14 protein-coding genes are annotated in these 14,652 nt (G+C 68.0%); 5 read left to right on the top strand and 9 right to left on the bottom strand.

Features of this window, described 5'->3' with window-relative positions; genetic code table 11:
* Positions 1-105: 105 nt before the first annotated feature.
* Positions 106-2,004: an amylosucrase gene (locus tag AC4D2E_RS02355; RefSeq protein WP_490951544.1), complete on the top strand. Its 1,899-nt coding sequence runs from the start codon at positions 106-108 to the stop codon at positions 2,002-2,004.
* Positions 2,005-2,027: 23 nt separating this feature from the next.
* On the opposite strand, the gene AC4D2E_RS02350 is transcribed toward AC4D2E_RS02355, so the two are convergent.
* Positions 2,028-2,846: a shikimate 5-dehydrogenase gene (locus AC4D2E_RS02350; protein ID WP_490951543.1), complete on the bottom strand. Its 819-nt coding sequence runs from the start codon at positions 2,844-2,846 to the stop codon at positions 2,028-2,030.
* Positions 2,847-3,000: 154 nt separating this feature from the next.
* Between AC4D2E_RS02350 and AC4D2E_RS02345 the strand changes: the two genes are divergently transcribed.
* Both AC4D2E_RS02345 and AC4D2E_RS02340 read left to right on the top strand, forming a co-directional pair.
* On the top strand, positions 3,001-4,140 hold the full coding sequence (locus AC4D2E_RS02345) for a glutamate--cysteine ligase (protein WP_104166214.1): 1,140 nt from the start codon (positions 3,001-3,003) through the stop codon (positions 4,138-4,140).
* Positions 4,141-4,750: 610 nt separating this feature from the next.
* Positions 4,751-5,617 carry an AraC family transcriptional regulator gene (locus AC4D2E_RS02340; RefSeq protein ID WP_490951542.1) on the top strand — a complete coding sequence of 289 codons (867 nt, stop codon included), beginning with the start codon at positions 4,751-4,753 and terminating at the stop codon, positions 5,615-5,617.
* Between the two features lie 420 nt (positions 5,618-6,037).
* Here the strand turns inward: AC4D2E_RS02340 and AC4D2E_RS02335 are convergent, their stop codons facing one another.
* The 4 genes from AC4D2E_RS02335 to arr all read right to left on the bottom strand — a co-directional run bounded on the left by AC4D2E_RS02335 (position 6,038) and on the right by arr (position 8,933).
* On the bottom strand, positions 6,038-6,613 hold the full coding sequence (locus AC4D2E_RS02335; RefSeq protein WP_104166220.1) for a dihydrofolate reductase family protein: 576 nt from the start codon (positions 6,611-6,613) through the stop codon (positions 6,038-6,040).
* A gap of 99 nt (positions 6,614-6,712) precedes the next feature.
* On the bottom strand, positions 6,713-7,903 hold the full coding sequence (locus tag AC4D2E_RS02330; RefSeq protein ID WP_490951541.1) for a glycosyltransferase: 1,191 nt from the start codon (positions 7,901-7,903) through the stop codon (positions 6,713-6,715).
* Between the two features lie 170 nt (positions 7,904-8,073).
* Positions 8,074-8,394, bottom strand: a complete 321-nt coding sequence (locus AC4D2E_RS02325) for a hypothetical protein (protein WP_490909869.1) — start codon at positions 8,392-8,394, stop codon at positions 8,074-8,076.
* A gap of 128 nt (positions 8,395-8,522) precedes the next feature.
* Entirely contained in the window at positions 8,523-8,933 is a 411-nt protein-coding gene (arr, locus tag AC4D2E_RS02320; protein ID WP_104166229.1) for an NAD(+)--rifampin ADP-ribosyltransferase, read from the bottom strand.
* A 139-nt stretch (positions 8,934-9,072) separates the two neighbouring features.
* Between arr and AC4D2E_RS02315 the strand changes: the two genes are divergently transcribed.
* Both AC4D2E_RS02315 and AC4D2E_RS02310 read left to right on the top strand, forming a co-directional pair.
* Positions 9,073-9,555 (top strand): DUF2975 domain-containing protein, encoded by a 483-nt coding sequence (locus AC4D2E_RS02315; protein ID WP_306738452.1) that lies wholly within the window; start codon positions 9,073-9,075, stop codon positions 9,553-9,555.
* A complete protein-coding gene (locus AC4D2E_RS02310; protein WP_219815687.1) occupies positions 9,555-9,836 on the top strand; it encodes a helix-turn-helix domain-containing protein in 282 nt (93 codons plus the stop codon). The genes AC4D2E_RS02315 and AC4D2E_RS02310 overlap by 1 nt, the downstream gene beginning before the upstream one ends.
* Before the next feature lie 184 nt (positions 9,837-10,020).
* Here AC4D2E_RS02310 and AC4D2E_RS02305 read toward each other — a convergent pair whose 3' ends face one another.
* Genes AC4D2E_RS02305 through AC4D2E_RS02290 form a run of 4 tightly spaced genes read right to left on the bottom strand, consistent with a single transcriptional unit; the run spans position 10,021 to position 14,615 of the window.
* On the bottom strand, positions 10,021-12,042 hold the full coding sequence (locus AC4D2E_RS02305; RefSeq protein WP_490951540.1) for a beta-galactosidase: 2,022 nt from the start codon (positions 12,040-12,042) through the stop codon (positions 10,021-10,023).
* A gap of 34 nt (positions 12,043-12,076) precedes the next feature.
* Positions 12,077-12,718: a hypothetical protein gene (locus AC4D2E_RS02300; RefSeq protein ID WP_490951539.1), complete on the bottom strand. Its 642-nt coding sequence runs from the start codon at positions 12,716-12,718 to the stop codon at positions 12,077-12,079.
* Positions 12,715-13,626, bottom strand: coding sequence for a carbohydrate ABC transporter permease (locus AC4D2E_RS02295; RefSeq protein WP_490910528.1), 912 nt, complete (start codon positions 13,624-13,626; stop codon positions 12,715-12,717). The genes AC4D2E_RS02300 and AC4D2E_RS02295 overlap by 4 nt, the downstream gene beginning before the upstream one ends.
* 5 nt (positions 13,627-13,631) lie before the next feature.
* Positions 13,632-14,615, bottom strand: a complete 984-nt coding sequence (locus AC4D2E_RS02290) for a carbohydrate ABC transporter permease (RefSeq protein WP_490951538.1) — start codon at positions 14,613-14,615, stop codon at positions 13,632-13,634.
* Positions 14,616-14,652 lie beyond the last annotated feature (37 nt).

Genomic DNA, 14,652 nt, shown 5'->3' with positions numbered 1-14,652 from the left:
CCCACATCCTACGGGCCCCCGAAAGAGGAGGAGTGGCCCCACCCGGGCACCGGGAGGAGACCGTCCCGCCGCCGGCGCCGGGACCGGCTGCCCTAGGCTGGCGGGATGAGTTCCCCGCACACCCTGCCCCACGACCGCATCCGGGCAGAGCTCCCCTCGGCCCGCCGCCCGACGACGTCCGACGCCGACTGGCAGTCCTTCCAGGCCCGCTTCGACACGGAGTTCCCGCGCCTGCAGGCGCTGTTCCACCGCATCTACGGTCCCGAGGCGGACGGCGAACTGCTGCAGGTGGCGCTCGACGCCGCGGCCTCCTGGCAGGACCGGCCGGAGGATCTCAAGGCCCTCGACGCCTCCCGTGCCATGGCCCCGCTCTGGTTCCAGTCCCACCGGATGCTCGGCGGTGTCTGCTACGTGGACCTCTACGCCGGGGACCTCGCCGGCCTCCGTGCGCGGATCCCCTACTTCCGCGAGCTCGGCCTCACCTACCTGCACCTCATGCCCCTGTTCCGTGCTCCCGAGGAGAACTCCGACGGCGGGTACGCGGTCTCGAGCTACCGCGAGGTGGACCCGTCCCTCGGCACCATGGACGACCTCGCGGACCTCGCGCGGGAGCTGCGCGAGGACGGGATAGCCCTCGTGGTCGACTTCATCTTCAATCACACCTCGAACGAGCACGAGTGGGCACGCCGGGCCGTCGCCGGGGATCCCGACTACGCGGACTTCTACCTGATCTACCCCGACCGGCAGATGCCGGACGCCTATGAGCGGACCGTCCGGGAGATCTTCCCCGACGATCACCCGGGCTCCTTCGTCCCGCTCGAGGACGGCCGGTGGGTGTGGGCCACGTTCCATTCCTTCCAGTGGGATCTCAACTACCGCAACCCGCGGGTCTTCCGGGCCATGGCCGGGGAGATGCTCCACCTCGCCAACCAGGGGGTGGACGTCATCCGGATGGACGCCGTCGCCTTCATCTGGAAGCAGCTCGGCACCTCCTGCGAGAGCCTGCCCGAGGCGCACCTGCTGCTGCAGGCCTTCAACGCGGTGTGCCGCCTCGCCGCCCCTTCCCTGCTGTTCAAGTCGGAGGCGATCGTGCATCCGGACGAGGTGGTGCAGTACATCGACCGCGGCGAGTGCCAGCTCAGCTACAACCCGCTGCAGATGGCGCTCATCTGGAACTCGCTGGCCACCCGGGAGGTCTCCCTGCTCGCCCAGGCCCTCGGGCGCCGGCACGACATCCCGGAGGGCACGGCCTGGGTCAACTACGTGCGCAGTCATGACGACATCGGCTGGACGTTCTCCGACGAGGACGCCGCAGAGCTCGGCATCAACGGTCACGACCACCGCCGGTTCCTCAATGCCTTCTACGTCGACCGCTTCCCGGACAGCTTCGCGCGCGGCGTGCCCTTCCAGGACAATCCCCGCACCGGGGACTGCAGGATCTCGGGCACCACGGCGTCGCTCGCCGGGCTGGAGGCGCACGACGACGCCGCCGTCGCGCGGATCCTGCTGGCCCACTCCATCATCCTCAGCACGGGCGGGATCCCGCTCCTGTACCTCGGCGACGAGGTGGGCCAGCTCAACGACTATTCCTACGCGGCTGATCCTGCGAAGGCCGGGGACAGCCGCTGGGTGGGCCGTCCCACGTACCCCGCGGACCGCTACGCCGCACGGACGGACCCGACGACGGACGCCGCCGCGATCTACGCCGGACTCCAGCGGCTGATCACCGTACGCCATCAGGCACCGGAGCTCTCCGGCGGGCGCCTCGTGCCGTTCCACACGAACAACCCCCACGTCCTCGGCTACCAGCGGCCAGGCCTGCTCGACGGCGAGGAGTCCACCGTCGTCGTGGTCGCCAACTTCGCAGAGACCCCGCAGGACATCAGCGCCCTGACGCTCTCGGGCCTGCCGGAGAGCGCCCTGGACCTCGTGAGCGGCCAGTCCGAGCTCCTGCGGGCGGGCATCACCCTGGAGCCGCTCGGGATCCGGTGGTACCGGCTCTAGCCCCCTGTTCCTCCTGCGGAGCCTCAGGCCTGCCGGCGCGAGAACTCCCCTGCTGCACGCACCTGCTCCGGCGTCGGCCGGATTCCCGTGTAGAGCACGAACTGCTCCTCGGCCTGCAGCGCGACGACCTCCGCTCCCGTGATGACCGGTCGGCCCGCCGCGCGGGCGGCGAGGATCAGCGGCGTCTCCGAGGGAGAGGCGACGACGTCGAACACCACCTGCGCGGCGTCGATCGCCGGCTGCGGGAAGGCGAGGGCGTCGGCATCGGGGCCGGTCATGCCCAGCGGGGTCACGTTGAGGAGCAGGTCCGCCGTCGACTCCCCCACCTCCGGCTGCCAGGCGAAGCCGTACAGGTCGGCGAGCGCCCTGCCGGTGCGCTCGTTGCGCGCGACGACGGTGACCTGCGTGAAGCCGGAGTCCCTCAAGGCGGCGACGACGGCCTTGGCCATGCCACCGGACCCCCGTACCAGGACCGAATGCGTGGCCGGCACGGCGTGCTCGCGCAGGAGCCGCTCGATCGCGAGGTAGTCCGTGTTGTAGGCGGTGAGGACGCCGTCGTCGTTCACGATGGTGTTGACGGAGTCGATGGCCTGCGCGGACGGGTCGAGGTGGTCCACGAGCGCGATCACGTCCTCCTTGAACGGCATGGAGACGGCGCACCCGCGGATGCCGAGACCGCGCAGGCCGGCGATGGCCGACGGCAGGTCGGTGGTGGTGAACGCCTTGTAGATGTAGTTCAGCCCCAACTCCTCGTAGAGGTAATTGTGGAAGCGCGTACCGATGTTGCTGGGCCGCGCGGCCAGGGAGATGCAGAGGGTCATGTCTTTGTTCAGGATGGGCACCTCACCATCATCCCAGCAGCACCCCGTCCGCAGACCCCGAACCGCCGTTCCGCCCGCGTACCAGGCACTAATATTGGGACGAGTCTCCCCCGCGACGGCGCGTTACCGAGGCACCCTGTCAACGTCCCTTTCAGCACCGCCCAGGAGCAAGCCCTTGAACATCGACTTCGCGCAGTCAGCCCAGTCCACACTCGGCGTCGAATGGGAGCTGGCGCTCGTGGACCGCTACAACGGGGAACTCGTCTCGGTGGCCGGTGAGGTGCTGCGGGGGGTCAGCGCGAACCACCCCGAACTGCAGGACGACGACGAACACCCGCACATCAAGCAGGAGCTGCTCCTCAACACGGTGGAGCTCGTGACGGGCATCTGCACCTCGGTCGGGGAGGCCAAGGCGGATCTGTCCCGCTCCCTCGCCGCTGTCCGTGAGGTCACCGATCCCATGGGCGTGGAACTCTTCTGCGCCGGCTCGCACCCTTTCAGCGCCCCGAAGGCCCAGCAGGTCACGGACAGGGAGCGGTACGCGAAGCTGATCGACCGCACGCAGTGGTGGGGCCGCCAGATGGTCATCTACGGGGTGCACGTGCATGTCGGGCTCGATTCCCGCGACAAGGCACTGCCGGTGGTGGACGGGCTGACGAACTACTTCCCGCACTTCCAGGCGCTGTCGGCGTCCTCGCCGTTCTGGGGCGGCGAGGACACCGGATACGCCTCCCAGCGGTCCCTCATGTTCCAGCAGCTGCCCACCGCGGGCCTGCCGTTCCACTTCGACGACTGGACCGCGTACGAGTCCTACGTCGAGGACATGTTCACCACCGGGGTGATCGACTCCGTCAGCGAGATCCGGTGGGACATCCGGCCGGTCGGGAACCTCGGGACGGTGGAGATGCGCGTGTGTGACGGCCTCTCGACCCTGCAGGACGTCGGCGCGGTCGCCGCCCTCACCCAGTGCCTCGTGCAGGAGTTCTCCGAGACGCTCGACGCCGGCGGCAGCATCCCCACCATGCCGCCGTGGCACATCCAGGAGAACAAGTGGCGGGCAGCGCGTTACGGCCTCGATGCGATCATCATCCTCGACGCGGCGGGCACGGAGCGGCTCGTCACTGAACATCTCGTCGACGTGCTGAACCGTCTCGAACCCATCGCCGCGAAGCTGGGATGCAGCAGCGAGCTCGCGGACGTCGAGGCCATCCTCCAGCGCGGTGCCGGGTACCAGCGCCAACGCAGGGTGGCGGCGGAGAACGACGGCGACCTCCGCGCCGTCGTCCTCGACATGGTGCAGCAGTTGCGCGGCTAGCGACGGACCGTCGGTGGCCGCGTGAGGACAGCCGATCTCGTCGGACTCCCCACAACAGCGCGGGTCGGGTCGGCCTACGAGTGCGGCGGACACGACACGGCGTGGTCACCCGGCTCTCACCATCGGGATCAAGGACTGATGCAGAACCGTCGGACCATCCCTCCTTCTCGGACTTATGGCGGCTGATATTCACGCTCAGATGGAAGTCCTCACGGCGCCTGCCGGCTGCCTGATCGGCGCGTGAACGATCTGTACCAGACCCACGACATCACGGCGCAGCTCGAACCGGTTCAGGGCCTTACTCTTCCCGCTGGATCCGTGGGTTCTCCTGTAGTTCAGGATGAGCAGGGCTGCCACGATGCTGCAGGTCAGTGTCGAGGGGACCCGCGCCTGCCGTCGATCGTGCCAGGGACGACGTGCCGGGCCACGGGCGATCCGATGGTACAGACCAGCGAGGTGATGAGGAGAGCCGCCCAGCCCAGCACCATCAGGCCGGCGGTGCGGAACCGCTGTCGGCGTGACAGTGCGATCTGGAACCGACGCGATCGGACCGCGATAGTAGGGTGCCGATCGAGGATGTCGGACAGGCTGGATGGTGAAGGGAGCAACCGTGATTGCAGAGTTGAACCGACTCGTCGAGTTCGTCGAGGGTCATCTGACGGACGATATCGATGTGGCCCGGTTGGCGACCGGTCTTGCCACGACGGAATATCACCTCCGGCGGATGTTCTCATCGCTGGCCGGCATGCCGTTGTCCGAGTACATCCGGCGGCGCCGCATGACGCTCGCCGCCGCAGACGTCCTCACGCACGGCGACCTGCTCGGTATCGCGGTGAGGTACGGCTACAGCTCCCCCGACGCCTTCGCTCGTGCGTTCCGATCAGTGCACGGCGTCGGCCCCGGGGACGTACGACGACACGGCGGCCCCCTTCGGACACAACCACACCTCAGGTTCCGCCTGACCGTAGAAGGAAACATCCCCATGGACACTCGTATCACCATCCGACCGGCCTTCCGCCTCGTCGGCCACGCCGCCCGTGTACCGCTCATCCACCACGGCGCCAACCCGCACATCCAAGCGCACATCGCGTCACTGCCGGCAGCGGAGCACCCAAGGCTCAAGCACCTGAGCAGCACCGAGCCGGCGGGCCTGCTCCAGGTCAGCGCCGACGTCGACCCGGACTACACCGAGGGCAGCGAGCTGACCTACCTCCATGGCGTGGCCGTCGCGGATTCGGCGGTCGTTCCCGAGGACCTCGATACGATCGAGGTTCCCGCCGGAGCCTGGGCGGTGTTCCACACCGAGGGAGACCACCCAGCAGCTCTGCAGTCGGTGTGGGCGGCCACGGCCACGGAGTGGTTCCCGTCCAACCCGTGGCGGCTACGCCCCGGCCCCTCGATCGTGGCTGTCCTCGACCGCGGCGCTGATTTCAGCACAGCCACCTGCGAATTGTGGCTCCCCGTAGAACGCGCCTGACCGTGCGGCCCCCGGCAAGACCACCAGCCTGCGGGCGTCCGGTGCGCCTCTCCCGCGGCCCTGATGCCTGCATCGGGATCCCCCGGCAGGACCTCTGTCAGTGCTGTCAGGGCAGAGACATACGTGGGATATGGGACCGTGGAGCATGATGGCTCGTCTGCGCTTCCTTCCCGGAACGACTGCACTGGTCCTGTCACTCCTCTGCGGATTCCTATGGACGCAGGAAGACCGCCTCTTGTCCTTCACCTCGGCGCACATAGGCTCCACCCTGTTGTGCCTGGGTGCGCCGATGGCCTTCGTGCTGGTCGGTCTCATCGGACTGAGGCGAGCAACGGTCCCGGCCCTCGGATGAGATATCCATGAAGCAGTGGCCAGGTAGCCGCCCGGGAGGTATGGGCGTCTTGTGTCGGTCAGAGCCGCTCAATGCATGACGTCGTAAACGGCTTTGAGGACGCCGTTGGAGTACGCGGTGGAATCCCTGAGGTGGAGCTTCTGCTGATCCCGGTCCGCCGCACTGAATACACGCTTGCCCGCGCCGAGGAGCACCGGGAAGACAAGAAGATTGTAGCGATCGATGAGGTCCGCATCGGCAAGACCCCGCGCCAGTTCCGCACTGCCATGGATGAAGATGGCACCTCCGTCGCTTTGCTTCACCGCGGCAACGTCGTCGAGGGTGCGCAGAATCTCGGTCGGCCCCCAATCACCGACGATCGCGTCCTGGCCGAGAGTGCCCGACACGACGTACTTGGGAAGATCCTTGTAGCCGGCATGGTCCTCTGATCCCGGCCAGATCGGCGCGAACGCCTCGTAGCTGCGACGCCCGAACATCAGCGCCGTCGTCTCGCTGAGCTCGTCACCCTTGAGTGCGAACGCTTCCGGGACGAATTCCGTGCTGAGGACCCAGCCACCGCTGCGGTGACCTTCGACCCTCCCTCCGGGGGAATCGACGACGCCGTCGAGCGTCATGAATCCCGTCCATACGAGTTCCCGCGTCATGAAACCTCCCAGTAGCTATGCACCCACCTATTGATACCAGTTGAGACGGAGCAGGAGGCATGAACTGAGCGGTGGGGCGTGTGCACGAGCCGGCACTGGTCAGCGGATCGATGCGAGGACGGTCAACGCCGTCAGGGTTCCGTCCTCGGCGGACATGGCTTCGGCGACGTCCGTGACGCGGGGACGGCACCACTCCGCCTCCTCGAGTGCGGCGTGGAGGGCGGGGACGGTCAGCGCACGTTGCGGGATCGGTGCCGGTGTCAGACCCGCTTCACTCAGGCGGTATCCCCAGAAGGGTTGATCGGCTATGAAGGGCACGATCACCGATGGTGTTGCGGCAGTCATCACGGCGTGCACGGTACCGATGCCGCCGTGGTACACAGCCGCAGTCGCGTGCGGAAGCACAGCCGTATGCGACACGGTCCGCACGACGAGCACGTCGTCGCCGAGGCGGTCCGGAGGCACGTCGATGCCGCCGAGACCGGTAGCGACGAGGCAGCGGCTGCCGCGAGCCCGCGCGGCATCGACGATCGCCGCTCCACGCGCTTCGGCGTTCCCCGCGGCCATCGAGCCGAACCCTGCATAGAGGAATGGGCCGTCGGCGATGAACTCGTCGACCGCGGGCGCGAGGGCCTCCCCTTGATGTGCGCGAGTCCACGGCCCGGTGAGATGCACCGATGCCGGCCAGTCACGGGGGCGCTGGAGTATGGCAGGGCTGATGGGCATGAGGGTGGCAGCGGGGGCAGAGGACTTGCGTGTCTGCCCGCCGACCATCCTGCGCACCTCGCCGAGTTCGGAGCGAAACATCGTCGACGCGACGCCCACCGCCTGATACGTCCATCGATTCAGCGGGCCCAACCCACGGGTGAGGGTGCCTGCGGCAGGAAAAGCCCTCGTCGGCGTGAGAGCCGGCACGATCTCGACCATGACGTGCGGCACTCCCAGAGCATCCGCTACCAGCGGAGCCGACAGGACCTTCGGGTGGTACACGATCAGATCAGGTTCGTACTCGAGCAACACCCGCGCGCTACCGACGATGACGCCTCGCATCACCGGACGCACCACGGAGCGGTAGTTACGGAACGCTGCCATGACCGAGACGCCCTGCTCCTCGATCATCCGCGTGTAGTCGACCCCCATGCTCACCACATCGAGGTCACCCATCTCGACGCCCGAGTTGTCCGGGACGACCAGGCGCACCTCGTGCCCCGCCGCAAGCGCCCGCTCTGCCAGGGCCACGAAGGGCTCGACATCGCCCCGTGAGCCCGCCGTCGCCAGCAACAGTCTCATTACCGTCCTCCGCAGACGTCCATCAGTGCATCGAGTAGCTTAGTGCCCTTGGGAGGGCCGTGGGGTGAATCCCCGCGATCGGAATCGCACGCCGCGCCATCGCAGCAGCCAGCCCTGTGTCCGCCCCTCGGGTGAGGCCTGCCGAGACAGCGACCAGGTCCGGAACGATGTCACCCGTCGTGCCAGGACTTCGCGCGGCGCCCACCAACGATCATCGAGACCAGCGCCATGGCCCCCGTCACGGTGAATACTGCCGGCCACGCGCCGATCTTCTTCGCCAGGGGGTGGGACGCGCCGAAGGCCGCAACGTACAGGCCCGTCAGGGCGGCAGCCCGGGCCGTGCCGGCGTCCTTGTTCCATACCGTGAAGGCGGCCACGCCGCAGGCCGCCAGAATGGCACCGCCTGCCGGCCTGCTGCCCGTATCCCGCGCGACCTTGTAGCCGAGCAGGAGACCGGTCTTGGCCAAGCCGGTCGACATGATGCGGGACATTCGATCTCTCCTTCGGCGGAACGGATGAGCGTTGACCCAAGCATAGGTTCGGACCTGCAGACCAGGCGGACCAGACAGACAGAGATTCGTCCCCGGATCATCACCTGCGGATTCTCCTCGGATGACTCCTAGTTGACGATGCTTCCCTGGGTGTCCGCGCGGAGTACTGCCAGGCGTTCTGTCCAGGCCTGTAGGGCCTCGGGCGTCTGCCGCGTCCAGTCGGTGACCTCGGCGACGATCCGCAGCGGGTCTCGACTGCGGTACGAGCGGGTGGGATTGCCCGGGAACTTCCTGTCGGTCACGTTCGGATCGTCCTCGAACGTCCCGGTCGGCTCGACGACGTAGACGCGGGGCTCATCAGCACCGGTCGCGAGCTCCGCCGCGAGGCCGGCACCGTCACGAAGGGCAGTGAAGTAGACATGGTTCATCACGATCTCGGGACGGTAATTGGAGGGGAAGCCCGGTCTGAGGAGATCCCCTGTGCGGAGATCGGCTTTCGTGCCATGGAAGAACGGTCCGTCGTCCTGCGCTCGGCTCACCGCGACAGTCTAGGCCACGACGGCGGGACATACAGGGCGTCGGCACCCTCAACCCGATCGGAGTTCTTGTTCTTTCTATCGATTAACGATAGTTTGCTACCAACATTCAAGTGGAGGGGAAGACATGGGAAAACTGACGGTGGCCGCGTTGCGCCTTGTTCTGGCGATGATGTTCGCAGGCTCGGTCTTCATCCAGATGGTGGTGCTGTCCTTGCTGACCCGGGACGTCAGTACGGCGGATCCCGACTTCGCGATGATCCGCACACCGATGGTGATCCTGACCGTCCTGGCGATCCTGGCGGGCCAGGTCGCGGTGGTCTGCGTGTGGGGGCTGCTGACGATGGCCCGGCGGGGAACCGTGTTCTCGACCGGCGCCTTCCGTCTGGTGCATCTCGTGATCGGTGCCTTCGCGGCCGCGTCCCTGTTGACCTTCGGGCTCGGCGTCGCGCTCGCCCCCGGGGAGGCGGTGGCGCCCGGAGTCGTTCTGTTGATCGGCGGGGTCGCGGTCATGCTGGCATCCGTTGCGCTGATCGTCCTGGTGCTGAAGGCCCTGCTGGAGCAGGCGGTGGCACGCGATGTCGAAGCGCGCACCCTGCGCACCGAGCTCGACGAGGTGATCTGATGCCGATCGTGGTCCGGATAGACCTGGAGCTCGCCCGACGGAAGATGAGCGTCGGAGAGTTCGCCGACCGCATCGGTCTGACACCGGCGAACGTCGCCGTCCTGAAGAACGGGCGAGCCAAAGCGGTCCGTTTCAGCACACTGGAAGCAATGTGCAGGGTTCTCGACTGCCAGCCGGGGGACCTCCTGGAATGGGTCGACGAGGTGGACGAGCCGGACCTCGCGCAGTCCTCGCACGCGAGCCACAGCACGGACGACCGTTCACGACTCGATACCCCCTGAGAGGCCGGAGATGAAGAGACTGGTACCGATCCTGCTGATCACGGTCGGCGTGGCACTCATGGTCTTCCAGATCCGTACGGAAAGTGAACCCGGAGCCATTCCCCTGGCACTCGTCGGGCTGGGCCTGGGCACTCACTTCATCGCGCGCGCCCGGCATCGGCGGGCTCGCGCTCGGCCCCGTGAATCACCGTGACCCTGGTACCGCTGGAGGACAGGGTTCCGTGGCCTCCAGGCTGGAGATGAGCACCAGGGCGTAGCCGAACGGCCGCAGGACCACTCCCCGGACCTCGCCGCCGCCCAGCGCGTCCTCCCCCTGCACGTCGATGTGGACGGGCTCGCGGCCGTGGTTGATGAGCGTGAGCAACGGCCCGCGGCGGATCGCCTCCACCAACGGCGGCAGGCCCGGATACACAGGCTCCACCCCGGCCGCCGTGAACAGGTGGTCGAGGACCTGCCGCGCACCGTCGTCGTCGGGCACGGTGGCCAGGTAGTACGCCGATCCCGCACCGTGCGACCGCACCGTCAGCGCCGGCCGCCCATCCTGGCGGCCACCCTCGAACCGCGCCAGGACGCGGGCGTCGACGGCATGGGCCTCCTCGGCGAGGATCGACCCGACGAACGCCACCCCTGGGCCGGCGACCGGCGCCCGCTGCTCACCCGGACCCGCCGATCCGGTGTCCGCCAGGGCCCCGAAGTCCTCGATGACCACACCCAGCAGGTCCCTGAGCTGCGTGCCGAAGCCGCCCGCGCGGAAACGGTCGTACTCGTCGACCACATCACTGAACGCCGTGACGAGCAGGTGCCCGCCCTGCTCGACGAAGTCGACCAGGTTCGCGGCGGCCGGTTCGGTGAGGAGGTACAGGTGCGGGGCGACGACCGCCGTGTAGTGCGCCAGGTCGGCCGTCGGCGGGAGGATGTCCACCTGCACGTGCAGGCGGTGCACGGCGTCGTACCAGCCCCGCACCAGGGACAGGTAGTCGAGCGAGGTGGGGTGGTCAGGGTTCTCGATGGCCCACCAGTTCTCCCAGTCGAACAGGAGCGCGACCCGCGCGGCGCCGTCGTCGGCCGGCAGGTCCGGCAGCCGGCCGAGGTCGCCACCGAGGGACATCACCTCGCGCCACGTGCGTGTCTCCGTGCCGGCGTGCGGGAGCATGGCGGAGTGGAACTTCTCCGCTCCTGCCCGGGATTGCCGCCACTGGAAGAACAGGATGCCGTCGGCACCGCGGGCCACGGCCTGCATGCTCTGCGCGGCGAGCTGGCCCGGCGCCTTCGGGGCGTTGGTGGGCCGCCAGTTCACGGCATTGGTGGCCTGCTCCATGAGGAGCCACGGGGTCCCGGGTTTGAGGGAGCGCATCAGGTCACCATGGAACGCACCCTCGCGGAAACCCTCCGGATCGTTGGGATCCGGGTAGAGGTCGTCGCTGAGCACGTCGAGTTCCGCGGCCCATCGCGCGTAGTCGGCGGGTTTGAAGGCGCCCATGAAGTTGGTGGTGATGGGCTGGACGGCTCCCGCCGCCCGGATGATGTCCCGCTCCATCCGGTAGCACTCGAGGAACATGTCCGAGGTGAACCGCCGGTAGTCGAGCAGCTGCCCGGGGTTGTGACTGTAGGGGGCGTGCCGGGGCGGGAAGATCTCGGCGAAGGACCCGTAGCGCTGCGACCAGAACATCGTGCCCCACGCGGCGTTCACGGCGTCGATCGACCCGTAGCGGTTCGTCAGCCAGGTCCGGAAGGCGTCCCGCGCGGCGTCGGAGTAGTCCACGTCGAGGTGGCACCCGTACTCGTTGTTCACATGCCAGAGGACGACGGCGGGGTGCCCGGCATAGCGCTCGGCGATCCTCCGCACGAGTGCAGCGGCCAGTGACCGGTAGGCGGGCGACGACGGCGCGTAGTGCTGCCGGCTGCCGTGCCAGTAGGGGCTGCCGTGTTCATCGGCGGCCAGCATCTCCGGGTAGGCGACCGTCGCCCACGGCGGGGGCGACGCCGTCGCCGTCGCGAGGTCCACGGCGATCCCGCCCTCGTGCAGGAGGCCGATCACCCGGTCCAGCCAGTCGAAGTCGAACTCGTGCTCGGACAGCTGGATACGTGCCCAGGCGAAGATCCCGAGGCTCACCATCGTCACGCCCGCCTCACGCATGCGGGCCACGTCCTCGGGCCACACCTCGTCGGGCCACTGTTCCGGGTTGTAGTCGGCGCCGTAGTGCAAGGGGGTCTCCCGGGTGGGTCGCAGGGTCGGAGGATCAGGAGTGGGGACGGCGCTCGCGCACCGAGGTCGCGAGGGCGGCGAACACCAGGCAGCCGACTCCCGGGATGATCAGCGGCGGCAGCTGCCAGGCCACCATCGCGGTCAGCACGACGGCGGCGACGAGCCAGAGGACGCCCGCGGGGTCCTCTCGTGCCTCCCTGAACCACAGGTGTCCTGCCGCCCGCCACGACCGGTCGGCCTGCCAGCGAGCCGTCACGCCGGCCAGTCCCGCCAGCAGTCCCAGGAGCAGCAGGATCCCGGCGGCGAGGACGATCTGCCAGCCCGGCAGGGACCGCGAGCCGGCAACCACGATGTCCAGCAGGAGGAGTGAGGCAGCGGCGATCACCCCGACGCCGACGAGCCAGCCCCTCCCGAGGGCCGCCGTGAAGTCCGCGGCGGACTGCCGGACCGTCGAGTCCTCGGCCCGCAGGAAGCGATGCAGGTGGGCGGAGCCGGCGGCGAAGGACGCCGGGATGGTGATGATCCCGAGGCCCGCCACGCAGCACAGCACGCCGACCCAGAGGACCTCTCCGAACAGCGCGAACTTCGCCGTCCCGCCGGGCCAGCGCAGCGTGCTGCCGTCGCGGGCGGCGGTCTGCCCCGGGCGATCGGCTGCGTCGCGCCGGCGCGGGCTCATCCCTTCAGGCCCTGCGTCGCGACGCCGTCGACGAGGAAGCGCTGGAAGATGATGAAGAACAGCATCACGGGCAGCAGCGCGAGGACGGAGATCGCGATGGTCGCGCCGTAGTCCGAGGTGCTCGTCTGGTCGTTGAAGATGCGCAGCGCCAGCGGCAACGGGTACTTGTCCGGCGAGTTCAGGTACAGCAGCGGTCCGAGGAAGTCGTTCCAGCTCCAGATGAACGCGAAGATCGACGACGTGATGAGGGCGGGCTTGATCAGGGGCAGCGTGATCGAGAAGAAGATCCGCCCGTGCCCGCAGCCGTCGATGCGCGCCGCCTCGTCGAGTTCCCGCGGCAGGTTGCGGATGAACTGCACCATGAGGAAGACGAAGAACGCCTCCGTGGCCAGGAACTTGCCGGCGAGGAGCGGCCAGAAGGTGTCGATCAGCCCGAGGTTCCTGAAGATCACGTACTGCGGGATGATCAGCACGTGGAACGGCAGGAGCAGGGTGCCGATCATCGCCGCGAAGAGGATCTTGCTGCCACGGAAGGAGATCCTCGAGAAGGCGTACGCGGCCATCGACGAGGAGATGACGGTGCCGATCACCGCGCCGACGCCCAGCAGGGTCGAGTTGAGGAAGAACTTCCAGGTGGGAATGCCGGCGATACCCTGCATCACCTTGACGAAGTTGTCGAAGGTGGGGTTCTCGGGGAGGAAGCCCTGGTTGCTGCCGAACTCGGAGTTCGGTTTCAGGGATGCGGAGAACATCCACAGGAGCGGGTACAGCACGATCGCCGTGAGGGCGACGATCCCCACGATCCAGAGCGCCGTGGGGAGATGCCGGCGCATCGGCCGGCGGCGCGGCCGGGGCTGCGGGCCGCCGTCCGGGTCACGCGGGACGGGGACGGCGGGGTTCGATTCGATGGCGGTCACTTGGAGTCTCCTGCGTAGTGGACCCAGCTCCTGGAGGTGCGGAAGAGGATGAGGGCGAGGACACCCACGGCGAGCAGCAACACCCAGGCCATCGCCGAGGCGTAGCCCATCTGGTTGTTGGCGAACGCCCTCGTGTAGAGGTACACGGTGTAGAAGTTCGTGGCGCCGCCGGGGCCGCCCGTTCCCGATCCGATGATGTACGCCGAGGCGAAGACCTGGAAGGCGTTGATCATCTCGAGCAGCAGATTGAAGAAGATGACGGGCGAGAGCATCGGCACCGTGACGCTGAGGAACTTGCGCAGGGGGCTCGCGCCGTCCACGGAGGCGGCCTCGTAGAGTTCGGCCGGGACGCCCTTCAGCCCGGCGAGGAAGATGACCATGGGGGCGCCGAACTGCCAGACGGCGAGCAGGATCATCATCGGCATGATCAGCGAGGGGTTCCCGATCCAGCCGCCGAGATTGATGCCGAACAGGTTCAGGGCGCCGTCTACCGGGCCGTCGGTGGAGAACATGGCCCGCCAGACGATCGCGATGCTGACGCTCGCGCCGGTCAGGCTCGGAGCGTAGAAGGCGGAGCGGAAGAAGCCGGTGCCCTTCGCCCGGTAGTTCAGGAGCATGGCCACGGCGAGCGCTGCCGCGAGCTTGATGGGCGTCCCCACCAGCACGTAGATGAGGGTGATCCGGACCGAGGCCCAGAACTTCTCGTCGTCGGCCATGCGGCCGAGGTTCTCGAGTCCGGTCCACTCGGGGGCGGTGAAGAGGTTGTAGTCCGTGAAGGCGAGGTAGAGCGATGCCAGCATGGGGCCGAGCGTGAGTCCCACGAACCCCAGGAGCCAGGGTGAGAGGAAGACGTACCCGGCCAGGGAGTCACGGTTTCGGCGACGGGGCCGGGGCGTGCCCGTCCGGCGGCTGTCCGCCGGACGGGCACCGGATTCGGCGGTGCGGGCTGAAGCTGGCGCGTGCGCCGAGTCCGTGCTCACGATCTGACTCCTTTGTCCTGCTGGATACCGGGTGTCG

This window comes from Arthrobacter sp. TJ-265, from assembly GCF_058269135.1.
This window is presented reverse-complemented; position numbering and strand designations above follow the sequence as displayed.